Source organism: Cellulomonas sp. A375-1, assembly GCF_001040865.1.
In the GTDB taxonomy this organism is placed as follows: Bacteria; Actinomycetota; Actinomycetes; order Actinomycetales; family Cellulomonadaceae; genus Cellulomonas; species Cellulomonas gelida.
On record NZ_LFKW01000061.1, the window covers coordinates 1 to 26662 of the forward strand.

Below are 26662 nucleotides of genomic sequence, written 5' to 3' on the forward strand. Positions count from 1 at the left end.
GTGAAGGGTTCGGTGAACGGCTCTGTGAACGGTTCGGTGAACGGGTTGGCGCCCAGCGCCTCCGTGAACGGCTCCGTGAAGGGCTCGGTGAACGGCTCCGTGAACGGCTCCGTGAACGGCTCCGTGAACGGCTCCGTGAAGGGCTCCGTGAACGGGTTGGCGCCGAGTGCCTCGGTGAAGGGCTCCGTGAAGGGTTCGGTGAACGGCTCCGTGAACGGCTCCGTGAACGGCTCCGTGAAGGGCTCGGTGAACGGGTTGACGCCGAGTGCCTCGGTGAACGGTTCCGTGAAGGGCTCGGTGAACGGCTGGGCCGCTGCGCCGGCCGGTCGGGATGCCCCCTGCGCACCCCGACCAGCCGACTGAGCGGACCCTGCGCCGAGCCCCGTCGGCCGCCCGTTCGTCGCGCCCGGCTCGTGCCCGTCAGCACGGGCCGCGTTGCGCAGCCCGTCCCGCCAGGTGGGCGTCGCCGCGACGACCGCGACCCCGAGCGTGTCGAGCACGACGTCGATCGGGTTGGCGACGGAGAAGCTCCCGTCGTCCTCGCCGGCCCACAGCAGGCCGACGACGGCGCCGGTCGCGTCGACCACGACCGACCCGGAGTCCCCGCCTGCCGAGAAGCGCTCGTGGCCCTCGACGGGCTCGACCCGGATCTGGTCGCGCAGCGTCCGCAGCCCGACCCCGGGGCCGAAGTCCACGGCGGTCGTGTAGTCGGTCGACGCGACGGTGCCGACGGTGACGCCGGTCGTGCGGCCGGACTTGCGGACGGTGGACCCGACGACCGCGCGCTGCGTCCCGGTGACAGGCCCGATCCCCAGGATCCCGGGCAGCCACGGAGCGCCGGGCGCGAGCGCGACCACGGCGGCGTCGATCCGATCCGTCACCGCGCCGCGCACGAGCGCGCCGAACCGGTCGGAGCCGGGCTTGCCGCCGTCGGCGAGCGCGGGCTGGATCCAGCGGCTGCCGACGTCCTCGCGGCCGTCACCGGCGGCGACGTGCCAGTTGGTGAGGGCGAAGGCGCGCCCCGTGTGCCGCTCGCGCACGACGACGCCGAGCGTGCCGTTGACGCTGCGGAGCTGGGCCTGGCCGTCCACGGGGATGGTGACGGCGTCCGAGGGGCCGATGCTGAGCCCGCCGACCAGGGGCCGGAGCCGACCGGGCTGGACCGCGGTGCCGACCGCCGTGGCGAGGCTCAACGGCGAGACGCGGCCTGCGACGACGTCGGTCGGCACGCCGTCGATCGTCTCGGGGATGCGGTCGGCGTCGGTCAGCTCGTCGAGCGGACGCTTGCGCTCGACGTGCACGACGATCGCCTGCTGGCCGGTCGGGCGGCCGTGCGACCACTTCTCGGCGATGTCGACGCCGACGACGCCCGCGCGGGCCAGGAGCACGTCCTCGATGCCGCGCTTCGTCGGGCGGATACGGGCGCGCGCGTCGGCACCGGCCTGTGCTGTGCCGGGCGTCGCGGCGCCGGAGGCTGCGGTGTCAGGGGAGGACTCGGGCGCGGGGCCGGAGTCGGAGCGGGGGTCCTGCTCGGACATGGGGCTGACACTCCTCGTGGGTACGGGCGGTGGGCCGGGCGTCTCTCGGCTGGGCCGAGCCGCAGGTCAGGAGCAGGCGGCGGCGGCCCAGATACATCCGGCGACGACTGCTGCGACGAGAGCGTCGCCGTCAGTACCTTCGGGGCGCGCGCGCTGCGCCGTCGCCGACTCGGGTGTCCTTCGTTCGGGTGAACCTGGCGCGCGCGGACGGGTGGCGTATCTGGCGCCTCGCCACGTGCTCCTCGTCGTCGACCCGTGAGGTGCGTGCCGCAGATGCCTTGTCGGGTTTGTCCTGGCCGTCCTAGTGTCAGAAGGCGGTCGTCCGACGACCGGTCGAGTGAGGGGTCTGATGATGAGTGACGACCTGGTGGAGCCGGTGGACACCGCGCTCCGCGGCCAGGGGGAGGGGCTCGCCGACCAGGCGGCCCGTGCTGTGGTGGCGTACCGGGAGGGTGACCGTGCACCGATGGCGGCCCTCGTGCAGGTCATGACGCCCTTGCTCTGGCACACGGTGCGAGCGCAGGGCGCCGGGACCGAGCAGGCGCAGGACATCGTGCAGAACGTCTGGCTCGCGCTGGTGCGCGAGATCGACACGATCCGGGACCCGCGGGCGACGTTGCAGTGGACCCTGGTGACCGCGAAGCGGGCCGCGTGGCGGGCAGTGCGGCGCTCGCGCGAGGAGGCCGCGCGGACCGACTCCGACGAGGCCGCCACGACCTGGCTGACGGCTCCCGCCGACGAGCTCCCCGACGCACGCGCGCTGCGCGACGAGCGTGACCGTGTCCTGTGGGACCACGTGCGGGCTCTGCCCGAGCGGTGCCGCCGGCTCCTCGGGCTCGTCGCGATGGTCGACCGACCGGACTACACCGTGGTCTCGCAAGCCCTGGGCATGCCGGTCGGCAGCATCGGTCCCACCCGCGGACGGTGCCTCGCGAAGCTGCGCGTCTCCCTCTCCTCCGACCCTTCCTGGAGCATGTCATGACTGACGACGCGACCCTCGCGCTCGTCGCAGCCGCGGGCGTCGACGACCTGGACCTCGAGATCCTGGGCCGCCTCGCGGCCCTGGTCGACGCGGCCGACCCCGTGCCCGAGGGGCTCATCGACAGCATCGGCCTCGCGCTGACGATGGAGCTGCTCAACGCGGAGCTCGCCGAGCTGCACCTCGTCGGTGAGCCCGCACTCGCGGTGCGCGCCGACGAGACGAGCATCGAGGCGGGGACCATCACGTTCACGACCGACGTGCTCACGGTGATGATCTCGGTGCACCACGAGAACGACCGCGTGCGGGTCGACGGGTGGGCGGCGCCGGCGGGTGAGCTCGTCGTCGAGCTGCACCACGCGGGTCATGTCGAGACCACGACGTCCGACGAGGACGGCAGGTTCGCCTTCGTGGAGCTCGAGCGTGGTCCCGCGCGGCTCGTGCTGCGCCGGGCGTCGGACCCGACGATGCCTGTCGTGACACCACAGATCGAGCTCTAGCCGAGACCATGACCGAGAGCACCGGACCGGTCGACGCCGGGCCGTTGCCGGGTGACGATCCCCACCGCGCCGCCCTGGAGCGCGTCGCGGTCGACGTCGCGCTCGCGGAGGCGGACAACGCCGAGGGGCACCCCGGCATGGCCAGGCGCCGGCTGGTGGCGGCGCTCGCCCAGCTGGACCGCACGGGTGCGCCTGAGGGCGGCGAGCTGACCGACCCGCTGCGCGTGCGGGTGCGAGCGCGCGCGCTCATGGAGCTCGCGAAGTGCGAGTTCGAGACGCGCGGCGGGCCGCAGGCGGCGCTCGCCCAGCTCGACGGTCTCGTCGCGGCGGGTGCCGCGCACGCCTGGCCGGGGATCGTGCCGGCGGCGGCGGGGGTCCGCGGCCTGCTCGCGCTGCGTGCGGGCCGGCAGGAGGAGGCCCTGGTGGCGCTCGACGCCGCGGTCGAGCAGATCGAGGTCGCGGACCCGGTCGACGGCTGCCGGGCCCTGCTGAACCGCGGCACCCTGCACAGCGAGCGGCGCGACGTCGTGGCGGCCCGGGCGGACTACGAGGAGTGCGCTCGGCGTGCGCAGGCGGCCGGGTTCTCCCTGCTGGTGTTCAAGGCCGAGCACAACCTCGGCTACCTGCACTTCCACGAGGGGCGCCTGCCGGAGGCCCTCGCGTCGATGGAGGCCGCGGCGCGCAGCCTGCCCGGGCCCGTTCGGCCCACCGCGTTGCGGGACCGCAGCGAGGTGCTGCTCGAGGCGGGGCTCGTCGGCGTGGCGGACGAGATCCTCGCGCAGGCGGCGCAGATGTTCGCCGACGAGAGGCTGCCGCGCGAGGTGGCCGAGTGCGAGCTGGGCCGCGCGGAGTGCGCGCTCCTGCGGGGCGACCCGGTCGCGGCTCGGCACTGGGCGACGAGTGCGCGTCGGCGCTTCCAGCGTCGTGGCGACGAGGCGTGGGTGGTCCGCTCGGCGCTCCTGGCACTGCAGGCGGACGCCGCGGTCTTCGCGCAGCAGCCCGAGGGCAGGGCGTCGCGCTCGGGGTGGGCGGGGGTCGCTCGTCGGGCCGCGGAGGTCGAGGAGCTGTGCCGGACGACGGGACGCCCGACGTGGCAGCGCGCGGCCACGTACCTGCGGATCGAGGCGGACCTCGCGCGCGGCGCGGGTCCGGACCCGGCACGTGTGCTCGACGGGCTCGGTGCGGTCAGCACGGACGAGCCTCTGACGCTCCGGCTGCACGGGCGCCGGCTGCGCGCGCTCCTGGCGGCCGCGGCGGGGCAGCCCCAGCGCGCGTCCCACCACGTGCGGGCGGGCCAGCGCGACCTGGCGCTGCACCGCAGCCGGTTCGGGTCGCTCGACCTGCGGACGGCGGGCGCGGTGCACGGCACGGCGCTGTCGGTGCTCGACATGCGCCTCGCGCTCGCCACGGGGCGACCGGAACCGGTGCTGGAGTGCGTCGAGCGCGTGCGCGCGGTGATGGGAGGCGCGCCGCGCGTCAACCCGCCGACGGACCCGGACGCCGCTGAGCTGCTCGCGCAGCTGCGCAGGCTCGTCGAGGGCAGCCGACCGGTCACGGGGCGTCCCGCGGCGGACCCCGAGCGGATCCGGCTGTTCGCCGAGGCGCAGCGCCTCAAGCACGAGATCCTCGCGCGCTCGTGGCACGAGCCGGGAAGCGCGCGCGACGAGCGCGAGGGCCGGGCGCACGAGGTGCGCGCCGTGCTCGACAACCAGCCCCGCACCACTCTCCTGGACGTGATCGACCACCAGGGTCGCCTCCTGGCCGTGCGCATGGACAAGAGCGGCGCGCGCCTCACGGAGCTCGGCGAGGCGGCCGACGCGGCCGAGCTGGTGCGGCGCGTGCACGCGGACCTCGAGGTCGTCGCGAACCCCCTGGTGCCCGCGGAGCTGCGGGCGGTCGCGAACCGGTCGCTGCGCGCCGGGCTGGACCGGCTCGACGGCACGCTGGCCCCGGTGCTCGACGACGCCGACGAGCTCGTCGTCGTCGCGGGCGGGTGGCTGGGCGTGCTGCCGTGGTCGATGCTGCCGTCGCGGCGCGGGACCCCGACCGTCGTCGCGCCGTCCGTGCACCACTGGATGCGGTACTCGGGTGCCGGGCTGCCGGGCGCGCCGGTGACCGCCGCCGCGGGCCCGGGGCTGGTGCACGCCGCCGACGAGGCGAGGCGCGTCGCCGACCTGTGGCCGGGGGCGCGCGCCCTCGTCGACGACGACGCCTCGGTCGCGACCGTGGCCGAGGCGCTCTCGTCACCCGGGATCGTCCACCTCGCCGCCCACGGCCGGCACGAGCCCGACAACCCGCTGTTCTCGTCGCTGCGGCTCGCGGACGGCCCGCTGTTCGCCCACGAGCTCGACGCCGGCGGCGAGGTGCCCGACCTCGTGCTCCTGTCGTCGTGCGAGGTGGGCCGCGCGACGATCCGGCACGGGGGAGAGGCGCTCGGGCTCGCGAGCGTGCTGCTGCGCACGGGCGTGGGGTGCGTGGTCGCGGCGATCGCGCCGCTGCCGGACGAGACCGCGATGCGCGTCATGACGAGCGTGCACGAGAGGCTCGCGGCCGGGGTCCCGGTCGCGGAGGCTGTCGCGGCGGCGTGCGACGAGCACGAGCGCTCGCAGGGCGACCTGGTGCCGCTCGTGTGCCTGGGTGCCCCGGTCTGACCAGCGCGATTTGGTCGCTCGTCGGGCGTGACGTAGTCTCGTCGTGCCCAAGACCGCCGGTCGTCGGTCCGCTCGTCGGACCAACCGAAGTCCCGCAGCTCGCGGAGGCCAGCGCAGGTGAGAGTTCTACACGATGGTGCGGTTCGTCCGCGCCGGTCTGTCGAGCCCCGCGCCTGCGCGGGGCTCTTCGTCGTTCTGGGGGACGGGGACCGGCACCACCATCGGAAGGATTGCCATGGCGAGGCCGGACAAGGCAGCCGCCGTCGCGGAGATCGCGGACAAGTTCCGCGAGTCCAACGCGGCCGTGCTGACCGAGTACCGCGGGCTCACCGTGGCGCAGCTCAAGACGCTGCGTCGCGCGCTCGGCGGCAACGCAACCTACGCCGTGGTGAAGAACACGCTGACCGCGATCGCGGCCAAGGAAGCCGGCCTGACGGGCCTCGACGACGAGCTCGCGGGCCCGTCGGCGATCGCCTTCGTCACCGGCGACCCGGTCGAGGCCGCCAAGGGTCTGCGTGACTTCGCCAAGGCGAACCCTGCACTGGTCATCAAGGGGGGCGTCCTCGACGGCCGCGCCCTGACCGCTGCAGAGGTCACCAAGCTCGCGGACCTCGAGTCCCGTGAGGTCCTGCTGGCCAAGGCGGCCGGTGCGATGAAGGCCAAGCTCTACCAGGCTGCCTACGTCTTCACCGCGAACACCGCCCAGGCCGCTCGCGTCATCGATGCCCTGCGTCAGAAGCAGGAGTCGGAAGGTGCGGCTGCCTGATCCGGCTCACGCCTGATCTCGCACCGCGCATCACCCCACATCCCGCTTCGGACGCGTGCGCGTCCCGGAGCACCGAAGAAAGGAACGCCTCTCATGGCGAAGCTCACCACTGAGGAGCTCATCGAGCAGTTCAAGGGTCTGACCCTGATCGAGCTGTCCGAGTTCGTGAAGGCCTTCGAGGAGGTCTTCGAGGTCACCGCTGCTGCCCCCGTCGCCGTCGCCGCCGCGCCGGCCGCCGGTGGTGCTGGTGCCGACGCCGCCGCCGAGGAGGAGAAGGACTCGTTCGACGTCGTCCTGACCGCCGCCGGTGACAAGAAGATCCAGGTCATCAAGGAGGTGCGCGCGCTCACGTCGCTCGGCCTCAAGGAGGCCAAGGACCTCGTCGACGAGGCGCCGAAGCCGGTGCTCGAGGGCGTCAACAAGGAGACGGCTGAGAAGGCGAAGGCGCAGCTCGAGGGCGCCGGCGCTTCGGTCGAGCTCAAGTGATCTGACTCCGCGCGGGGCTCGTCCCCGTCGCGGAGACGCTCACGCACGAAGGCCCGCCACCCCGTCCGGGGCGGCGGGCCTTCGTCGTGCGTGCGGCGGCCGGCAACTTCCCGTCGGGGTGTGGTCTGTGCCACCATGGCCGCGGCGACAACGAGGTCGCCCGCCTGGCCGAAGGGCCGGGCGCGGACGCGGATCCGTCGGTCCGGCTGGAGCGAGCACCGGGTGGGTGCGCCGTCGAGGTGCACCACGGGGGTGCGGCGCTCGCCGACCGGGTGGACTTCCGTCAGGGGGCCGAGTATGCTAGCGCTTTGCGCTGGCCTGTGCCCGCGATCTCAGATATCCCGAGCCGGATCTTGACGTATGTGCGCGTCGAGATCCGCCGTCGAGGCTGGGGGTCGCGCCTTGCCAGGCGGCGCAGCGTGCCTCTCGACCGCAGGGAAGGACCCCTCTTGGCTGCCTCGCGCACCCCTTCTGCACCGTCCGCCGACGCCATCGCGAACCGCACCGCATCCCGCCGCATCTCCTTCGCCAAGATCCACGAGCCGCTCGAGGTCCCTGACCTGCTCGGCCTGCAGACCGAGAGCATGGACTGGCTGCTGGGCAACGAGCGGTGGCAGGCGCGCGTGGCCGCGGCTCTCGAGGACGGTCGCAACGACGTCCCGCAGACCGCCGGCCTCGAGGAGATCTTCGAGGAGATCTCCCCGATCGAGGACTTCGGCGGCACCATGTCGCTCTCCTTCCGCGAGCACCGCTTCGAGCCGGCGAAGTACACGGCCGAGGAGTGCAAGGAGAAGGACTTCACCTTCGCCGCCCCGCTGTTCGTGACGGCCGAGTTCGTCAACTACACGACCGGTGAGATCAAGAGCCAGACGGTCTTCATGGGCGACTTCCCGCTCATGACCGAGCGCGGCACGTTCATCATCAACGGCACCGAGCGCGTGGTCGTCTCGCAGCTCGTCCGTTCGCCCGGCGTGTACTTCGAGCGCACCGCCGACAAGACGTCCGACAAGGACGTCCTGACGGCCAAGGTCATCCCGAGCCGTGGCGCGTGGCTCGAGTTCGAGATCGACAAGCGCGACAACGTCGGCGTGCGCGTCGACCGCAAGCGCAAGCAGAACGCCACGGTGCTGCTCAAGGCGCTCGGCATGACCGAGGGCGAGATCCGTGAGGAGTTCGCGGCGTACCCGGCGGTCATCGACACGCTCGAGAAGGACCACGTCCAGACGCAGGACGAGGCGCTGCTGGACCTGTACCGCAAGATCCGCCCGGGCGAGCCGCCCACGGTCGAGGCCGGTCGCGCGCTCATCGAGAACTTCTACTTCAACCCGAAGCGCTACGACCTCGCGAAGGTCGGCCGCTACAAGGTCAACAAGAAGCTCGGCCAGGACGCGCCGCTGTCGGACTCGGTGCTCTCGCGCGAGGACGTCGTCGCGACGATCAAGTACCTCGCCGCGCTGCACATCGACCAGACCTCGCTGCCGGGCACGCGCAACGGTGAGTCGATCGAGATCCGCGTCGAGACGGACGACATCGACCACTTCGGCAACCGCCGCATCCGCGCGGTCGGCGAGCTCATCCAGAACCAGGTCCGCACGGGCCTGTCCCGGATGGAGCGCGTCGTGCGCGAGCGCATGACGACGCAGGACGTCGAGGCCATCACGCCGCAGACCTTGATCAACATCCGCCCGGTCGTGGCGTCGATCAAGGAGTTCTTCGGCACCTCGCAGCTCTCGCAGTTCATGGACCAGAACAACCCGCTCGCGGGGCTGACGCACAAGCGGCGTCTGTCGGCCCTCGGCCCGGGTGGTCTGTCCCGTGACCGCGCCGGCATGGAGGTCCGTGACGTCCACCCGTCGCACTACGGCCGCATGTGCCCGATCGAGACCCCTGAGGGTCCGAACATCGGTCTGATCGGCTCGCTCGCGTCGTTCGGTCGGATCAACCCGTTCGGCTTCGTCGAGACGCCGTACCGCCGGGTCGTCAAGGGTCGCGTCACGGACGAGGTGCACTACCTCACGGCCGACGACGAGGACCGTCACGTCATCGCCCAGGCGAACGCGCCCCTCAAGGAGAACGGCGAGTTCGAGGAGGACCGTGTCCTGGTCCGCACCAAGGGCGGGGAGATCGACTACATCCCCGGCGAGCTCATCGACTACATGGACGTCTCGCCGCGCCAGATGGTGTCGGTCGCGACGGCCCTGATCCCGTTCCTCGAGCACGACGACGCGAACCGCGCGCTCATGGGCGCCAACATGCAGCGCCAGGCCGTGCCGCTGGTCCGCTCCGAGGCGCCGCTGGTCGGCACCGGCATGGAGCGTCGTGCGGCCGTCGACGCCGGCGACGTGATCGTCGCGACGAAGCCCGGTGTCGTCACGGAGGTCTCGGCCGACCTCATCACGGTGGCGAACGACGACGCGACCTCCTCGACGTACCGCGTCGCGAAGTTCCGCCGCTCGAACCAGGGCACGTCCTACAACCAGCGCGTGCTGGTCGACGCCGGTCAGCGCGTCGAGGTGGGCTCGGTCCTCGCCGACGGCCCGGCCACGGACGAGGGCGAGCTCGCGCTCGGCCGCAACCTGCTGGTCGCGTTCATGTCGTGGGAGGGCCACAACTACGAGGACGCGATCATCCTGTCGCAGCGCCTCGTGCAGGACGACGTGCTGTCCTCGATCCACATCGAGGAGCACGAGGTCGACGCTCGTGACACCAAGCTCGGCCCCGAGGAGATCACGCGGGACATCCCGAACGTCTCCGAGGAGGTCCTCGCGGACCTCGACGAGCGCGGCATCATCCGCATCGGTGCCGAGGTCGCGGCCGGCGACGTGCTCGTCGGGAAGGTCACGCCCAAGGGCGAGACCGAGCTGACCCCGGAGGAGCGCCTGCTGCGTGCGATCTTCGGCGAGAAGGCGCGCGAGGTGCGCGACACCTCGCTCAAGGTCCCGCACGGCGAGTCCGGCACGGTCATCGAGGTGCGCACGTTCTCGCGCGAGGACGGCGACGAGCTGCCCGCGGGCGTCAACGAGCTGGTCCGCGTGTACATCGCGCAGCGCCGCAAGATCACGGACGGCGACAAGCTCGCCGGCCGTCACGGCAACAAGGGCGTCATCTCGAAGATCCTGCCGGTCGAGGACATGCCGTTCCTCGCCGACGGGACCGCCGTGGACGTCGTCCTCAACCCGCTCGGTGTGCCCGGCCGTATGAACGTCGGCCAGGTCCTCGAGACGCACCTGGGCTGGGTCGCCAAGCAGGGCTGGGACATCCAGCTCGCCGAGGGCGACGTGGCGTGGCGTGACGGTGTCCCGGCGATCGCCGCCTCGTCGCAGCCTGGCAACCCGGTCGCGACGCCCGTGTTCGACGGTGTCCCGGAGCAGACCCTGACGGGGCTGCTCGGCTCGACGCTGCCGAACCGTGACGGCGAGCGCATGGTCGGCTCGGACGGCAAGGCGCGTCTGTTCGACGGCCGCTCCGGCGAGCCGTTCCCGGACGCGGTGTCGGTCGGCTACATGTACATCCTGAAGCTGCACCACCTGGTGGACGACAAGATCCACGCGCGTTCGACCGGCCCGTACTCGATGATCACGCAGCAGCCGCTGGGTGGTAAGGCGCAGTTCGGCGGCCAGCGCTTCGGCGAGATGGAGGTGTGGGCCCTCGAGGCGTACGGCGCGGCCTACACGCTGCAGGAGCTCCTGACCATCAAGTCGGACGACGTCCCGGGCCGCGTGAAGGTGTACGAGGCCATCGTCAAGGGCGAGAACATCCCCGACTCGGGCATCCCGGAGTCGTTCAAGGTCCTGCTCAAGGAGATGCAGTCGCTCTGCCTGAACGTCGAGGTGCTGTCGTCCGACGGCGTCTCGATCGACATGAAGGAGAACGACGACGAGGTCTACCGCGCAGCGGAGGAGCTCGGCATCGACCTGTCGCGTCGCCCCAACGCCAGCAGCGTCGAAGAGATCTGACGTCGAGCCCCGGTCCGGCTACCCAGCAGGGATGCCGGACCGGGGGCCCGCACCCCTTTAGCAACATTTCCGTCCGCCGGACACCCGCGAGCACGCGGGCCGGCAAGCGAAGGAAGTAGGACCACCCTTGCTCGACGTCAACGTCTTCGACGAGCTGCGTATCGGCCTGGCCACGGCCGACGACATCCGTGCCTGGTCGCACGGCGAGGTCAAGAAGCCCGAGACCATCAACTACCGGACCCTGAAGCCGGAGAAGGATGGCCTGTTCTGCGAGAAGATCTTCGGTCCCACCCGGGACTGGGAGTGCAACTGCGGCAAGTACAAGCGCGTGCGCTTCAAGGGCATCATCTGCGAGCGCTGCGGCGTCGAGGTGACCCGTTCCAAGGTGCGCCGTGAGCGCATGGGCCACATCGAGCTGGCCGCCCCCGTCACGCACATCTGGTTCTTCAAGGGTGTGCCGTCGCGTCTGGGCTACCTGCTCGACCTCGCGCCGAAGGACCTCGAGAAGGTCATCTACTTCGCGGCCTACATGATCACGTGGGTCGACGTCGACGGTCGTCAGGAAGACCTCCCGAACCTCCAGAACGAGATCGACCTGGAGCGCAAGGAGATCACCGACCGCCGCGACAACGACATCAACAACCGCGCCGCGAAGCTCGAGGCCGACCTGGCCGAGCTCGAGGCCGAGGGCGCCAAGGCCGACGCGCGCCGCAAGGTCCGCGACTCGGCCGAGCGCGAGATGGCGCAGATCCGCAAGCGTGCCGACGCGGAGGTCGACCGTCTCGACCAGGTGTGGGACCGGTTCAAGAACCTCAAGGTCGCCGACCTCGAGGGCGACGAGCTGCTCTACCGCCAGCTGCAGGACCGCTACGGCAACTACTTCGAGGGCTCGATGGGCGCCGCGGCGATCCAGAAGCGCCTCGAGGCCTTCGACCTGGAGGCCGAGTCGGACAACCTGCGCGAGATCATCAAGACGGGCAAGGGCCAGCGCAAGACGCGTGCCCTCAAGCGTCTGAAGGTCGTCAACGCGTTCCTCACCACGACCAACTCGCCCACGGGCATGGTCCTCGACGCCGTCCCGGTCATCCCGCCGGACCTGCGCCCGATGGTCCAGCTCGACGGTGGCCGCTTCGCGACCTCCGACCTGAACGACCTGTACCGCCGCGTCATCAACCGGAACAACCGCCTCAAGCGGCTCCTGGACCTGGGCGCGCCGGAGATCATCGTCAACAACGAGAAGCGGATGCTCCAGGAGGCCGTGGACTCGCTGTTCGACAACGGCCGTCGTGGCCGCCCCGTCACGGGCCCCGGCAACCGTCCGCTGAAGTCGATCTCCGACATGCTCAAGGGCAAGCAGGGCCGGTTCCGCCAGAACCTGCTCGGCAAGCGCGTCGACTACTCGGGCCGTTCGGTCATCGTCGTCGGCCCGCAGCTCAAGCTGCACCAGTGCGGCCTGCCCAAGCAGATGGCGCTCGAGCTGTTCAAGCCGTTCGTCATGAAGCGTCTGGTGGACCTCAACCACGCGCAGAACATCAAGTCTGCCAAGCGCATGGTCGAGCGCGCGCGCCCGGTCGTGTGGGACGTGCTCGAGGAGGTCATCACCGAGCACCCGGTGCTGCTGAACCGTGCACCCACGCTGCACCGTCTGGGCATCCAGGCGTTCGAGCCGCAGCTCGTCGAGGGCAAGGCGATCCACCTGCACCCGCTCGTCTGCGCCGCGTTCAACGCGGACTTCGACGGTGACCAGATGGCCGTCCACCTGCCCCTGAGCGCCGAGGCGCAGGCCGAGGCCCGCATCCTCATGCTCTCGAGCAACAACATCCTCAAGCCGTCGGACGGCCGTCCGGTGACCATGCCCTCGCAGGACATGATCATCGGCCTGTTCCACCTGACGTCGGACAAGCCGGAGGCCACGGGCGCCGGCCGGGCGTTCAGCTCGGTCTCCGAGGCGATCATGGCGTTCGACCAGGGTTCGCTGGACCTGAACGCGGTCGTCAAGATCCGCTTCGACGACCTGGTGCTCGGCGAGGACGCGGCGCCCGAGGGCTGGGAGCCGGGCCAGACGCTGCTGTTCGAGACGACGCTCGGCCGTGCGCTCTTCAACGAGCTGCTGCCGGTCGACTACCCGTACGAGAACGGCGTCGTCGACAAGAAGCGTCTGTCGGTCATCGTCAACGACCTCGCCGAGCGCTACCCGAAGGTCGCCGTCGCGGCGTCCCTCGACGCGCTCAAGGAGGCCGGTTTCCGCTGGGCCACGCGCTCGGGCGTGACCATCGCCATCTCCGACGTCGCGACGCCGGCGGCGAAGGCCGCGATCCTCGAGGAGCACGAGGCGCGCGCCGCCAAGGTGCAGGGCCAGTACGAGAAGGGCCTCATCACCGACGACGAGCGTCGTCAGGAGCTCATCGAGATCTGGACGCAGGCCACCGACAAGGTCGCCAAGGCGATGCAGGAGAACTTCCCTGCGCGCAACACGGTGTACCGGATGGTCGGCTCGGGCGCGCGTGGTAACTGGATGCAGGTCCGTCAGATCGCCGGTATGCGCGGTCTCGTGGCGAACCCGAAGGGCGAGATCATCCCTCGTCCGATCAAGTCCAACTACCGCGAGGGCCTGTCCGTCCTCGAGTACTTCATCGCCACGCACGGTGCCCGCAAGGGTCTGGCGGACACCGCTCTGCGGACCGCCGACTCGGGTTACCTCACGCGTCGTCTGGTGGACGTCTCGCAGGACGTCATCGTCCGCGAGGACGACTGCGGCACCGAGCGCGGCCTGACGATGCCGATCGGCGTCCCGGGTGGCGACGGCGCGCTGCGTCGTCACGACAAGGTCGAGACCAGCGTCTACTCGCGCACGCTCGCGACGGACATCGAGGTCGACGGCGAGGTCATCGGTCACGCCGGTGACGACGTCGGCGACGTGCTGCTCGACCGTCTGCTCGAGTCGGGTGTCGACACGCTCAAGGTGCGTTCGGTGCTCACCTGCGAGTCGCGCGTCGGCACGTGCGCCAAGTGCTACGGCCGCTCGCTGGCCACCGGCAAGCTCGTCGACATCGGTGAGGCCGTCGGCATCATCGCGGCCCAGTCGATCGGTGAGCCCGGCACGCAGCTGACGATGCGTACCTTCCACACCGGTGGTGTCGCCTCCGCGGAGGACATCACGCAGGGTCTGCCGCGTGTCCAGGAGCTCTTCGAGGCCCGTACCCCCAAGGGTGAGGCGCCGATCGCGGAGTTCTCGGGTCGCGTGGTGATCGAGGAGGGTGACCGTTCGCGGCGCATCGTCCTGACCCCGGACGACGGCTCGGAGGAGATCGCCTACCCGATCACCAAGCGCTCCCGCCTGCTGGTCAACGACGGCGACCACGTCGTCGTCGGGACCCAGCTGGTCCAGGGTGCCGTGGACCCGAAGAAGGTCCTGCGCATCCTCGGCCCGCGCAAGACGCAGGAGCACCTGGTCGACGAGGTGCAGGAGGTCTACCGCTCGCAGGGCGTGGACATCCACGACAAGCACATCGAGGTCATCGTGCGGCAGATGCTGCGTCGCGTGACGGTGCTCGACTCGGGCTCGACCGACCTGCTGCCCGGCGAGCTCGCCGAGCGTGGCCGGTTCGAGGACGCCAACCGCCAGGCGGTTGCCGAGGGCGGTCAGCCGGCCTCGGGTCGTCCCGAGCTCATGGGCATCACGAAGGCGTCGCTCGCGACCGACTCGTGGCTGTCGGCGGCCTCCTTCCAGGAGACCACCCGCGTGCTCACCGAGGCCGCCATGTCGGGTCGTAGCGACCCGCTGCTCGGCCTCAAGGAGAACGTCATCCTCGGCAAGCTCATCCCCGCCGGCACGGGTCTGCCCCGCTACCGCGACATCGCGGTGGAGCCGACGGAGGAGGCGAAGGCCGAGCTGTACCCGACGTTCGGCTACGACGAGATCGACTTCCCGGCACTCGGCTTCGGCTCCGGCGAGGCGATCCCGCTCGAGGACATCGACTTCGGCGACCTGCGCTGACGTCGTACTCCTGATCCGACCCGAGGATCCGACCCGAGGGGGTCCACCGCACCGCGGTGGGCCCCCTCGGGCGTTGACGCACGAGCTCGAGGTCGCCCGCGCGACCCGGCACGGACCGTGGCTATGCTGCCCGACATGTCCGTCTACTCCGATCCCGACGAGGTCCTCGCGCGCGTGCGCGACGACATCGCGGCCGCGCAACGACGCGCGGTGGCGGCCGGCGAGGTCCGGGACCGGATCGACGCCATCCGGGGCCGTGCGTCCTCGCCACGAGGGGACGTGCTGGTCGAGGTCGACGTCTCGGGACGGCTCACCGACCTCGAGCTCGCAGACGAGGCGCTCGACCGCGGCGGGCGCGAGCTGTCGCGGCTCGTCGTCGAGCTCGTCGGGCGGGCCGGCGCGGAGGCGGGCGCGCGGGCCGTGGCGGCCATGGAGGAGGCGTTCGGCGCCGACGACGGCGCGAGCGCGCACCTGCGCGCCGAGGTCGCCCAGCGCTGGGGGGCGACCCCGTGAGCAGCGAGCTCGTGCTCGACACCGAAGTGCTGCGCCGGCACGCGGGGCGGGTGCGCAGCCTCGGGTCGGACGTCGGGGCGGCGCGTTCGGCCGTGGGCTCGGCCGACCTGCACGGCGGCGCGTTCGGCGTCCTGTGCTCGTTCCTGCCGAGCATCGTCTCGGGCGCCGCGCGCGCGTCGCAGGACGCGATCGTGGAGCTGGACGGCGCGGTGTCCGCGGCGTCCACGGGGCTGACGGGCATGGCCGCCTCCTTCGAGGCCTGCGACGAACGCGTGGCCCTCGCGCTGCGCGCCCTGACGCGAGCGCTGGACGGCGCATGACCGACGCGCTCGTCGTCCCGGGGCAGGACACGACGACCGCGGTCTCCGGCACAGGGGTGGTCGAGTCGGTCCACGACCTGGCGCAGGCGCTGCAGGGCGGGTCGTGGCTGGAGGTGGGGCTGGCGGGCGTCGGCGCGGCGCTCGACGTGGCGGCCACCGTGGTCGACCCGCTCGGCTCGCTGATCGCGGCCGGGTTGGGCTGGCTGATGGATCACCTCGAGCCGCTCAAGGGCTGGCTGGACGACCTCACGGGTGATGCGGGCGCGGTCGCCGGGTTCGCGGGGACGTGGGACAACGTGGCCGCGGCGATGGGCACCGCGGGCGAGGACCTGAGCCACATGGCGCGTGCCGATCTCGAGGCGATGCAGGGTGCGGCGGTGGTGGCGTACGCCAGGTACGCCGACGACCTGGCGGCGAAGATGCGCGCGTCGTCGGCGTCGTCGTCGGCGGTGGCCTCCGCGCTGCGGACGTGCGCGACGGTCGTGCAGGTGGTGCACGACCTGGTGCGCGACACGATCGCCCAGCTCGTCGGCTCGATCATCTCGTGGGCGGCCGAGGCCGTGTTCACGCTCGGGCTGGCGACCCCGTGGATCGTCGGCCAGGTCTCGACGCGCGTGTCGTCGCTCGCGACGCGGGTCGGCCGGTCGGTCGTCGACGTCGTGACCTCCGCGAAGTCCCTGAAGAACCTCGTCGAGGCGATGCGTGAGGCCCTCGCCCGCCTCGCCGCGAGCGTGCGCCGCTCGGCGGACGCGCCGCCCGCCCGGCCGGACGGGCCGGTCGTGCACACCGGCGGCGAGCACGGGCCGCGTCCGCGCCAGGACTGGCGCGCGGAGGAGTGGTCGGAGCGGGTCTACGACTCGCTCCGCGCGGACCCGGACCTCGCCGCGGACATGGCGCGGCACAACCCCGAGTTCTCGCAGGCCGACGTCGACCGCGCGATGGACCACGTGCTGCGCGACGAGCACCTGCTGGGCACTGACTACGATGACCCGTACACGGGGCGGTTCGACGCGAGCCCGGACATGGCGGAGGCCTTCGAGCGGCTGCGCTCGGGCACGGCGACCGAGCTCGACCGCATGCTCCTGCGCCACGAGATCGCCGAGGCGCGCTACATGGACGCGCATCCCGGTGCCTCGTACGCGCAGGCGCACCGGGCGGCGACCGAGGTGTCGGACTGGCGCTCGGCCCTCGACGCGAGCCGGAGGGGATGACGATGGCGGGCACGGCGTTCGGGCGCAAGGTCGCCGAGTCGGCGACGGAGGTGCGGTACGCCTTCGGGGAGACGCCGGTGGCCGACGAGGGTGTGCTGGTCATCCCGTTCGAGGACCTGGACGCGTGGTACGTCGAGGGCACGCAGGACCGTCCGATCTCCGCGCAGTGGGCGCTCGTGAAGGTGCTCCGGCTGCACCGACGCGAGGGAGCATGGCCGGAGAGAGCCGCGTTCTACTCGTGACCGCGGACGGCTCCGCGCACGGCTGACCAGCGCGGGTGGACCCCCGGTTGCGGCGCAGCGCGAGCACGGGCAGCGTCACAGTGCCGGTCCTTTGACGGTGTCCGGGCGAGGAAGGTAACGTTGGACACCGTGCCCGCGCCGTCGGGCCCTCGCGCGTGCACTCGCACGGGTGTCGTCCGCTTCGTACGGACCCGCCCCGCAGGTGCGCAGGGACACCAACCCCCGCCTCTCGTGCGGTCCCCGCCGCCCGGCTCCCGCTGGGCCTCGGAGCCGGAGGAGAACGGGGCGACACGCCCGAGCGCGTGGGTCGGTTCGGGACTCACGACCATGCGATAGCCGCGCGACGGGCGGCGACTCGCGCACTTGCCGGCCGTCCAGGGTGACGGGCACCGGTCGACCAGAGCTCATCTACCAGACGGAGACGTAGTGCCTACGATCCAGCAGCTGGTCCGCAAGGGCCGGCAGGCGAAGACGAACAAGTCGAAGACGCCTGCCCTCAAGGGCAGCCCGCAGCGTCGTGGCGTGTGCACGCGCGTGTACACCACGACCCCCAAGAAGCCGAACTCCGCTCTGCGCAAGGTCGCCCGTGTGCGCCTGTCGTCGGGCGTCGAGGTCACGGCCTACATCCCCGGCGTCGGCCACAACCTGCAGGAGCACTCGATCGTGCTCGTCCGCGGCGGTCGTGTGAAGGACCTGCCGGGTGTCCGCTACAAGATCGTGCGCGGCGCTCTCGACACGCAGGGCGTGAAGAACCGCAAGCAGGCGCGCAGCCGCTACGGCGCGAAGAAGGGCTGAACCGATGCCTCGTAAGGGTCCCGCCCCGAAGCGGCCGCTGATCGTCGACCCCGTCTACGGGTCGCCGGTCGTCACGCAGCTCATCAACAAGATCCTCCTCGACGGCAAGAAGACCGTCGCGGAGTCGATCGTCTACGGCGCGCTCGAGGGCGTGCGCGAGAAGACCCAGCAGGACCCGGTCGTCGTGCTCAAGCGCGCGCTCGACAACGTGCGTCCGTCGCTCGAGGTCAAGTCGCGTCGTGTCGGTGGTGCCACGTACCAGGTGCCGATCGAGGTGCGTCCCGTGCGCTCCACGACGCTCGCGCTGCGCTGGCTCACCGACTACTCGCGCGCTCGTCGCGAGAAGACGATGACCGAGCGCCTCATGAACGAGATCCTCGACGCGTCCAACGGCCTCGGTGCCGCTGTGAAGCGCCGGGAGGACATGCACAAGATGGCCGAGTCCAACCGGGCCTTCGCGCACTACCGCTGGTGATTCCAGCCGGTGCGGCCGGCACGCGTCAGCGTGTGCCGGCCGCACACCGAGCCAACCGACAAGGGGCAGACCAACGTGGCACTTGACGTGCTGACGGACCTCACGAAGGTCCGCAACATCGGCATCATGGCGCACATCGATGCCGGCAAGACGACGACCACCGAGCGGATCCTGTTCTACACCGGGGTCAACTACAAGATCGGTGAGACGCACGACGGTGCGTCGACGATGGACTGGATGGAGCAGGAGCAGGAGCGCGGCATCACGATCACGTCCGCCGCGACGACCTGCTACTGGAAGAACAACCAGATCAACATCATCGACACGCCTGGCCACGTGGACTTCACGGTCGAGGTGGAGCGCTCGCTGCGCGTCCTCGACGGTGCCGTCGCGGTGTTCGACGGCAAGGAGGGCGTGGAGCCCCAGTCGGAGACCGTCTGGCGCCAGGCCGACAAGTACGACGTCCCGCGCATCTGCTTCGTCAACAAGATGGACAAGCTGGGCGCGGACTTCTACTTCACCGTGAAGACCATCGTCGAGCGCCTCAAGGCCAAGCCGCTGGTCATCCAGCTGCCGATCGGCTCGGAGAGCGACTTCATCGGCGTCGTGGACCTGGTCGAGCAGCGTGCGCTCGTCTGGCGTGGCGAGACCGCGCTGGGCGAGAAGTACGAGGTCGAGGAGATCCCCGCCGACCTCGTCGAGAAGGCCGCGCAGTACCGCGCGGAGCTGCTCGAGGCCGTCGCCGAGACCGACGACGAGCTGCTCGAGAAGTTCCTCGGTGGCGAGGAGCTGACGGTCGCCGAGATCAAGGCCGGCATCCGCAAGCTCACGGTCGCCTCGGAGGCCTACCCGGTCCTGTGCGGCTCGGCGTTCAAGAACAAGGGCGTCCAGCCCATGCTCGACGCCGTCATCGACTACCTCCCGACCCCGCTCGACGTCCCTGCCGTGCAGGGCCACGACGCGAAGGACGCGGAGATCGTCGTCGAGCGTCACCCCGACGCGACCGAGCCGTTCTCGGCTCTCGCGTTCAAGGTGGCGTCGCACCCGTTCTTCGGGAAGCTGACGTACGTCCGGGTCTACTCCGGCTCCGTCGAGCAGGGCGCCCAGGTGCTCAACTCGACCAAGGGCAAGAAGGAGCGCATCGGGAAGCTCTTCCAGATGCACTCCAACAAGGAGAACCCGGTCCAGGAGGCCACGGCCGGCCACATCTACGCGTTCATCGGGCTCAAGGACGTCACCACCGGTGACACCCTGTGCGACCCGAGCTCGCCGGTGGTGCTCGAGTCCATGACCTTCCCGGAGCCCGTCATCGACGTGGCGATCGAGCCGAAGACCAAGGGCGACCAGGAGAAGCTCTCCATCGCGATCCAGAAGCTCGCCGAGGAGGACCCGACGTTCCGGGTCAAGCTCGACGAGGAGACCGGCCAGACCGTCATCGGCGGCATGGGCGAGCTCCACCTCGACATCCTCGTCGACCGCATGCGTCGCGAGTTCAAGGTCGAGGCGAACGTCGGCAAGCCGCAGGTCGCGTACCGCGAGACGATCCGTCGTGCGGTCGAGAAGATCGACTACACGCACAAGAAGCAGACCGGTGGCTCCGGCCAGTACGCGAAGGTGCAGATGACCTTCGAGCCGCTGGACCCGGCCGAGGGCGAGCTGTACGAGTTCGAGAACAAGGTCACCGGTGGCCGCGTCCCGCGCGAGTACATCCCGTCCGTCGACCAGGGCATCCAGAGCGCGATGCAGCTCGGCGTCCTCGCGGGCTTCCCGCTCGTGGGCGTCAAGGCGATCCTGCTCGACGGTGCGGCGCACGACGTCGACTCCTCGGAGATGGCGTTCAAGATCGCCGGTTCGATGATCCTCAAGGAAGCTGTCCGCAAGGCCGACCCGGCTCTGCTCGAGCCGATCATGGCCGTCGAGGTCCGCACCCCTGAGGACTACATGGGTGATGTCATCGGCGACCTGAACTCGCGCCGCGGCATGATCCAGTCCATGGAGGACGCCACGGGTGTGAAGGTCATTCGCGCCCAGGTGCCCCTCTCGGAGATGTTCGGGTACGTCGGTGACCTGCGGTCGAAGACCCAGGGTCGTGCGGTGTACTCGATGCAGTTCGACAGCTACGCCGAGGTGCCTCGGGCCGTGGCCGACGAGATCATCAAGAAGACCCGGGGCGAGTAGTCCCACAGGTCGAAACCTGTAGTTCCATCACACAAACCGACCCGTGGGGCCGCGCGCTCTGCAGGTACCTTCCGGTAGCTGCAGCCGGGCAGTCTCTACCAAGTCCTGAGGAGGACACCTAGTGGGCAAGGCGAAGTTCGAGCGGACGAAGCCGCACGTCAACATCGGGACCATCGGTCACGTCGACCACGGCAAGACGACGCTGACCGCCGCGATCTCGAAGGTGCTGCACGACAAGTACCCGGACCTGAACCCCTTCACGCCGTTCGACGAGATCGACAAGGCGCCTGAGGAGAAGCAGCGCGGTATCACGATCAACATCGCGCACGTCGAGTACCAGACCGAGAAGCGTCACTACGCGCACGTCGACGCCCCCGGTCACGCCGACTACATCAAGAACATGATCACGGGTGCGGCGCAGATGGACGGCGCCATCCTCGTGGTCGCGGCCACCGACGGCCCGATGGCCCAGACGCGTGAGCACGTCCTGCTCGCCCGTCAGGTCGGCGTCCCGTACCTGCTCGTGGCGCTCAACAAGTCCGACATGGTCGACGACGAGGAGATCCTCGAGCTCGTCGAGATGGAGGTCCGCGAGCTGCTGTCGTCGCAGGGCTTCGACGGCGACAACGCGCCGGTCGTGCGCGTCTCGGGCCTCAAGGCGCTCGAGGGCGACCCGCAGTGGGTCAAGTCGGTCGAGGACCTGCTGGACGCCGTCGACGAGAACGTGCCGGACCCGGTGCGTGACATCGACAAGCCGTTCCTCATGCCGATCGAGGACGTCTTCACGATCACCGGTCGTGGCACCGTCGTGACGGGCCGCGTCGAGCGCGGTCAGCTCAAGGTGAACGAGGAGGTGGAGATCGTCGGCATCAAGGAGAAGGCGATCAAGACCACCGTCACCGGTGTCGAGATGTTCCGCAAGCTGCTCGACTACGCCGAGGCCGGCGAGAACGTCGGTCTGCTCCTGCGCGGCACGCGCCGCGAGGAGGTCGAGCGTGGCCAGGTCGTCGTGAAGCCGGGTTCGATCACGCCGCACACCGAGTTCGAGGGCCAGGTCTACATCCTGGCCAAGGACGAGGGTGGGCGTCACAACCCCTTCTACACGAACTACCGTCCGCAGTTCTACTTCCGGACGACCGACGTCACCGGTGTCATCACGCTGCCCGAGGGCACCGAGATGGTCATGCCCGGCGACAACACGGAGATCTCCGTCACGCTGATCCAGCCCATCGCGATGGAGGAGGGCCTCGGCTTCGCCATCCGCGAGGGTGGCCGCACCGTCGGCTCGGGTCGCGTCGTCAAGATCATCAAGTGATCCTCGCCCTTCGGGGCTGATCGCTCGGCAGGGCCCGGGAGCTTCGGCTCCCGGGCCCTGCTGCCGTCTGCGGGCTCTGGCGGTGTCCGCCCGCGGCGGGTGGGGAGTGAAACGATTCGGACAGCGGCCCGGACGAGGGATCCTCTCGCCGGGCCTCGCGCGCGCGATTAGCGTCCTGCGCATGTCTGCTGAGCTTCCCGAGTCGCGTCCCACGGCCGACGGCCGCCGCACCGCGACCGCCGTCGACCCGGCTCCTTCGTCCCCGGCGTTCGACGCCGTCCTCGACCCCACCGGCTCGGGCGGCACCGCGGCCCCCGCACAGCCGGGCCGGGGCAAGGTGCTCGGCTGGGTGATCGGGATCGCCCTGGCGATCGTCGTCGGCGTGGGTGCGTACGCGGTGTTCGGTGGCAAGGGTGCCGCCGACGACGCCACGAACGACGACGGTGGGCCGGTGTCCGCCTCGATCGCCCGGGGGACCGCGGACACCGCGGCGCTGACCCTCGAGGGGTCGGTCGGCTCGGTGCTGCTGCGTGCCGACGCGGGCGCGGACGAGCTCGTCGGGATCGAGGCCACGGGCGCCGACGCCGCCGCTCAGCTCAGCGAGGGCGACCCGGCGGTCGCGACGCTGGCCGGCGACGCGTCGACGGTCCGAGTGGCCCCCGAGGTCGCGTGGACCGTGGCGCTGGGTGCAGAGACCGACACGGTCACCGCGAACCTGATGGGCGCCAAGGTCGCGGGCGTCGAGGTCACCGCGGGTGCTCGCTCGGTCGACCTGACGCTGCCGGTGCCGGACGCGCCGGTCACGGTCGACCTGAAGTCCGGCCTGGGGTCGTTCGTGCTGCACGTCCCTGCCGGGGTGGCGGTCCTCGTCGACGTCCAGACCGGCGCGGGTCAGGTGATGGTCGACGACCGCACCGAGAACGCGGTCGAGGCCGGGACGCAGATCCCCACCGAGGGCTTCTCGGCCGACGGGCCGCACTACGTCGTGAAGGTGAGCAGCGGCGTCGGGACGATCATGGTCCACCACGACGCTGCGTGACGGCCGCCCGGGAGCGGCAGCTGGCACGAGGACGGCCGCTCGGACGACGGTCGGCAGAACGGCGGCCGGCAGGACGTCCGGAGTGCTACCGTCGCCCGAGTTCGTCCGACTCGGCGAGGCGGGGGTGCGTGCGGTGAGCGAAGGGTTCTCGGCGACGGCCGGGACGCTCGACGAGGCGGGCAAGGAGCTGCTGCAGGTCGTCACGACCCTGCGGCCTGCTGACCCGGCGGCGTGGCCGGCCGGCGACGGCGTCTACGGCTTCGCGTCGTTGAGCGGCGCGATGGCCGAGGCGCAGACGGCGATGACCACCCGCGTGGGCGATCTCGCGAGCGTGACCGTCGGCTCGGCGATCCGGCTCCAGGACTGCGCGCAGGCGTACCGCGACGCCGAGGAGCGCGTGCGCGCCGCGCTCGAGAAGCTCGCGAGCCTGCTCGTCGGAGCCGTGCGGTGAGGGTGCTGCCGGGCGACGCGGGCGCCGTGAGTGCTGCGGCCACGCAGGTGAGCGGCGCGGCGACCGCGGTGGCCGAGGCCGGCGCTCTCGTGCACGGTCAGCGCGGGGCGCTCGACTGGACCGGTGCGGCCGCCGACGCGTGCGACGCCCGGCTGGGAGCCGTCGAGTCCGGCGCCGGGGCGGTCGAGTCGAGCCTCACCGCGATCGCGGGAGCGCTGACCGGCTTCGCTGCGGAGCTCGCGGCGGCCGAGGAGGACGCGAGGGCCGCCGACGACGACCGCAGGCGGGCGAGGGCCCGGGTCGCCGCCGACGCGCTCGACCTCCCCGCCTGGTACGACTACCTGCGGGCACGCGCGCGGGTGTGGAGCGCGACGGGTCGGGCGGAGGCTGCCGCGGGCCGCGCCGCGGACGCGGTGCGCGCCGCCCTGGGAACCGACAAGCCAGCGATCGACGCGCTGTCCGACGCCGCGCGCCGCGACACCCAGGTCCCGGACGACATGCTCGACAAGGGCTCGTGGGACCAGGCAGACGTGCGGCAGCAGGGGATCGGCTCGTGCTACCTGCTCTCGTCGCTCATGGGCTTCATGCGCACCGACGACGGTGACGCCCTGCTGCGGCGCAACGTGCGCTGGGACGCCCTCAAGCAGGGCTACTGGGTGACCCTCTACGTCGACGGCAAGCCGACCGAGGTGTTCGTCGACGGCGTCTACGACGGCGGCGTGCGCCAGCCCGCCGGCACGGTCGGGCTGGTGTCCGTCTACGAGGCGGCTCTCGGCATCCACCTCGGCTACGCCGACCTCGACGACGGCGGCTACCCCGAGGACGCGATGGAGATGATCACCGGTCGCGACGCGAGCTCGTACACCACCGACGACACGTGGTGGCCGTGGGACGACGAGTTCGGCGGTAACCGCGAGAGCATCGCCGAGCGGCTGGCCGACGGTGCGGCGGTGACGGCGGACACCGGGGGACGTCCCGATGTCGACGACGTCACGGTGCAGGTGCGGCGCGACGGCGAGCTGACCGACATCGAGGTCGACGTCGTGGGCGGGCACGCCTACATGGTCGAGCGGATCGACGACGACGGCGGGGTGTGGGTCCGCAACCCGTGGGGCCAGGGCAACGGTGCGGACGGCGGAGAGGTGTTCCGGATGGACGCGGACGAGTTCGCGCGGATCTTCGGGCGCGTGACGGTCTCGCAGGCACCGGCATGAGCGAGTCGTTCGAGCTGCGTGCCGGGACGCAGCGGGAGGTTGCCGAGGCGCTCGTCGGGGTCGTGGGGCTCGACGTCGTGGACGGCGCGATGCGCGCGCGCCTCGCGGTCGGGCTGCACGGCGCCCGCCACCGCGCCTGGGTGGATCGCGGGCAGGCGCTCTCGCTGCCGGGCTGGGGCACGCTGACGGTGCGGGACGTGAGCGCCGTCGGGGTCGGCCGCGCGGAGCTCGAGTTCGTGCCCGAGTCGGGGGAGCGGCGGTGAGCGACACCGCGACCGGGCGCCGGGTGCGTCCCGTGGTGCTCGCCGGCGTGGGCCTCGGGGTCGTCGCCGTGGCCGTCGCTGCCGTCCTGGCGTGGTCGGGGCGGGGGGACGAGGCGTGGTGCGAGCGCACGGCCGAGACTCCCGCCGGCGGGGTGGTCGAGAGCGCCGCGGGTGGTGCGCAGCTCGTCGTCGGCGACGTGGTGCTCGGGATCGGCGGGCTCTCGGACGACGGGTGCTCGGTGAAGGTGGCGGGTGAGCTCGGCTGGGTCGCGGTGGGGGAGCGGGTCGAGACCGACGGCGTCCCGGTGATGCTGCTGAGCGTCGAGCCGCGCGGGGCCGACGACGACGCCGTGGGTGGGCGCTTCGAGGCCACGTTCTGGATCGGGGCCGACGGCGCGTAGCGGTCGGACGGCGCGCGGAGCGTGAACGGCGCGCACCGGCGCAGGTCGAGCGCGTGCGGGGCCCGGGTGCCCGGTCGCTGCGCGGGATCCGCCGCGCGATGAGGTGCAGGTCACCGCCGGCCCGGGTTGGAGATGCAGGCGCTCGTCTGGCACACTGTTCAGGTTGCCCGCTACGGGTGTGCCTTCGTGCGCGCCAGGCTGGGCCGACAGACGTGGCGAACCGCGTCAGCCCCGGGGTCGACCCGGCGGTGGCGGTTCGACGACAACCACCGACCTCATACCGGGAACGGTATGCAGCGCCCAGGTGCGTCGCGAAGAGCGACACGCCCGAGCGCGGGGGTCGGACGGACCAGTTCGAAGAGAGAGAAGTAGACGACGCCATGGCGGGACAGAAGATCCGCATCCGGCTCAAGTCCTACGACCACGAAGTCATCGACAGCTCGGCGCGCAAGATCGTCGACACGGTGACTCGCGCTGGTGCGTCGGTCGTGGGCCCGGTGCCGTTGCCGACCGAGAAGAACGTGTTCTGCGTCATCCGGTCGCCCCACAAGTACAAGGACAGCCGCGAGCACTTCGAGATGCGCACGCACAAGCGGCTCATCGACATCATCGACCCCACGCCCAAGGCCGTCGACTCGCTCATGCGTCTCGACCTGCCTGCGGACGTGAACATCGAGATCAAGCTCTGATCGCTGGGAAGGAACTGATCCTCATGGTTACCCAGCAGAACGCGCGCCCCGTCACGGCCCTGCTCGGCCGCAAGCTCGGCATGACCCAGCTGTGGGACGAGGCCGGTCGCCTCGTGCCCGTCACGGTCGTCGAGGTCGGCACGAACGTCGTGACGCAGGTCCGCTCCGCTGAGGCTGACGGCTACGCAGCGGTCCAGCTGGCCTTCGGCCAGATCGACCCGCGCAAGGTCACGCAGCCGCTCAAGGGCCACTTCGAAAAGGCCGGGGTTACCCCGCGCCGGAACGTGGCCGAGATCCGCACGTCGAACGCGTCCGAGTACACGCTCGGCCAGGAGATCGACGCGACCGCCTTCGAGGCGGGTCAGCTCGTCGACGTGATCGGCACGACCAAGGGCAAGGGCACCGCCGGTGTGATGAAGCGTCACGGCTTCTCCGGCGTCGGCGCCTCGCACGGTGCCCACCGCAACCACCGCAAGCCGGGCTCGATCGGTGGCGCCTCGACGCCGTCGCGCGTGTTCAAGGGTCTGCGGATGGCCGGTCGGATGGGCGTCGCCCGTCAGACCACTCAGAACCTGACCGTGCACGCGGTCGACGCCGAGCGGGGCCTCCTGCTCGTCAAGGGTGCCGTCCCCGGCCCCAAGAACGGTGTCGTCGTCGTGCGATCCGCTGTGAAGGGTGCGTGA

The 26662-nt window shown here is 71.1% G+C and carries 23 protein-coding genes; 22 read left to right on the forward strand and 1 reads right to left on the reverse strand.

The window, feature by feature from the left end; all coding sequences use genetic code 11:
- On the reverse strand, positions 1-1538 hold a 1538-nt coding region (locus tag CWIS_RS06775; RefSeq protein ID WP_231583708.1), incomplete at its 3' end, for a peptidase S32.
- Between the two features lie 352 nt (positions 1539-1890).
- Here CWIS_RS06775 and CWIS_RS06780 point away from each other — a divergent pair.
- From CWIS_RS06780 to rplC, 22 genes are all read left to right on the forward strand, one after another.
- Entirely contained in the window at positions 1891-2520 is a 630-nt protein-coding gene (locus tag CWIS_RS06780) for an RNA polymerase sigma factor (protein ID WP_229747360.1), read from the forward strand.
- Positions 2517-3017 carry a hypothetical protein gene (locus tag CWIS_RS06785; RefSeq protein WP_048342511.1) on the forward strand — a complete coding sequence of 167 codons (501 nt, stop codon included), beginning with the start codon at positions 2517-2519 and terminating at the stop codon, positions 3015-3017. The genes CWIS_RS06780 and CWIS_RS06785 overlap by 4 nt, the downstream gene beginning before the upstream one ends.
- Positions 3018-3025: 8 nt before the next feature.
- Complete coding sequence (locus CWIS_RS06790; RefSeq protein ID WP_048342512.1) at positions 3026-5668, forward strand: CHAT domain-containing protein; 2643 nt, start codon at positions 3026-3028, stop codon at positions 5666-5668.
- 235 nt (positions 5669-5903) lie between these two features.
- Positions 5904-6434, forward strand: coding sequence for a 50S ribosomal protein L10 (gene rplJ / locus CWIS_RS06795; RefSeq protein WP_048342513.1), 531 nt, complete (start codon positions 5904-5906; stop codon positions 6432-6434).
- Positions 6435-6527: 93 nt separating this feature from the next.
- Positions 6528-6920, forward strand: a complete 393-nt coding sequence (rplL, locus tag CWIS_RS06800; RefSeq protein ID WP_048342514.1) for a 50S ribosomal protein L7/L12 — start codon at positions 6528-6530, stop codon at positions 6918-6920.
- Between the two features lie 449 nt (positions 6921-7369).
- Entirely contained in the window at positions 7370-10876 is a 3507-nt protein-coding gene (gene rpoB / locus CWIS_RS06805) for a DNA-directed RNA polymerase subunit beta (RefSeq protein ID WP_048342515.1), read from the forward strand.
- Positions 10877-11003: 127 nt separating this feature from the next.
- Complete coding sequence (locus CWIS_RS06810; RefSeq protein WP_048342516.1) at positions 11004-14873, forward strand: DNA-directed RNA polymerase subunit beta'; 3870 nt, start codon at positions 11004-11006, stop codon at positions 14871-14873.
- Between the two features lie 135 nt (positions 14874-15008).
- Positions 15009-15386 (forward strand): YbaB/EbfC family nucleoid-associated protein, encoded by a 378-nt coding sequence (locus CWIS_RS06815; RefSeq protein ID WP_170210892.1) that lies wholly within the window; start codon positions 15009-15011, stop codon positions 15384-15386.
- Positions 15383-15706 carry a type VII secretion target gene (locus CWIS_RS06820; protein WP_048342517.1) on the forward strand — a complete coding sequence of 108 codons (324 nt, stop codon included), beginning with the start codon at positions 15383-15385 and terminating at the stop codon, positions 15704-15706. Before CWIS_RS06815 ends, CWIS_RS06820 begins: the two co-directional genes overlap by 4 nt.
- Complete coding sequence (locus CWIS_RS17530) at positions 15703-16917, forward strand: hypothetical protein (RefSeq protein ID WP_053071599.1); 1215 nt, start codon at positions 15703-15705, stop codon at positions 16915-16917. The genes CWIS_RS06820 and CWIS_RS17530 overlap by 4 nt, the downstream gene beginning before the upstream one ends.
- Positions 16918-16919: 2 nt before the next feature.
- Positions 16920-17159, forward strand: a complete 240-nt coding sequence (locus CWIS_RS06830; protein WP_048342518.1) for a hypothetical protein — start codon at positions 16920-16922, stop codon at positions 17157-17159.
- A gap of 426 nt (positions 17160-17585) precedes the next feature.
- Positions 17586-17954 carry a 30S ribosomal protein S12 gene (gene rpsL, locus CWIS_RS06835; RefSeq protein ID WP_013882841.1) on the forward strand — a complete coding sequence of 123 codons (369 nt, stop codon included), beginning with the start codon at positions 17586-17588 and terminating at the stop codon, positions 17952-17954.
- Positions 17955-17958: 4 nt separating this feature from the next.
- Entirely contained in the window at positions 17959-18429 is a 471-nt protein-coding gene (rpsG, locus tag CWIS_RS06840) for a 30S ribosomal protein S7 (protein WP_048342519.1), read from the forward strand.
- Positions 18430-18504: 75 nt separating this feature from the next.
- Positions 18505-20607 (forward strand): elongation factor G, encoded by a 2103-nt coding sequence (gene fusA, locus CWIS_RS06845; RefSeq protein WP_048342520.1) that lies wholly within the window; start codon positions 18505-18507, stop codon positions 20605-20607.
- 121 nt (positions 20608-20728) lie between these two features.
- Positions 20729-21922, forward strand: a complete 1194-nt coding sequence (gene tuf, locus CWIS_RS06850) for an elongation factor Tu (RefSeq protein ID WP_048342521.1) — start codon at positions 20729-20731, stop codon at positions 21920-21922.
- Between the two features lie 181 nt (positions 21923-22103).
- Positions 22104-22961: a hypothetical protein gene (locus tag CWIS_RS06855; RefSeq protein WP_048342522.1), complete on the forward strand. Its 858-nt coding sequence runs from the start codon at positions 22104-22106 to the stop codon at positions 22959-22961.
- A 133-nt stretch (positions 22962-23094) separates the two neighbouring features.
- A complete protein-coding gene (locus CWIS_RS06860) occupies positions 23095-23412 on the forward strand; it encodes a hypothetical protein (protein ID WP_141369172.1) in 318 nt (105 codons plus the stop codon).
- Positions 23409-24626 carry a hypothetical protein gene (locus CWIS_RS06865; protein WP_156186583.1) on the forward strand — a complete coding sequence of 406 codons (1218 nt, stop codon included), beginning with the start codon at positions 23409-23411 and terminating at the stop codon, positions 24624-24626. Before CWIS_RS06860 ends, CWIS_RS06865 begins: the two co-directional genes overlap by 4 nt.
- Positions 24623-24889: a hypothetical protein gene (locus CWIS_RS06870; protein WP_048342525.1), complete on the forward strand. Its 267-nt coding sequence runs from the start codon at positions 24623-24625 to the stop codon at positions 24887-24889. Before CWIS_RS06865 ends, CWIS_RS06870 begins: the two co-directional genes overlap by 4 nt.
- Positions 24886-25290: a hypothetical protein gene (locus CWIS_RS06875; RefSeq protein WP_048342526.1), complete on the forward strand. Its 405-nt coding sequence runs from the start codon at positions 24886-24888 to the stop codon at positions 25288-25290. Before CWIS_RS06870 ends, CWIS_RS06875 begins: the two co-directional genes overlap by 4 nt.
- Positions 25291-25670: 380 nt before the next feature.
- Complete coding sequence (gene rpsJ, locus CWIS_RS06880; RefSeq protein WP_013117879.1) at positions 25671-25979, forward strand: 30S ribosomal protein S10; 309 nt, start codon at positions 25671-25673, stop codon at positions 25977-25979.
- Positions 25980-26002: 23 nt separating this feature from the next.
- A complete protein-coding gene (gene rplC / locus CWIS_RS06885) occupies positions 26003-26662 on the forward strand; it encodes a 50S ribosomal protein L3 (RefSeq protein ID WP_048342527.1) in 660 nt (219 codons plus the stop codon).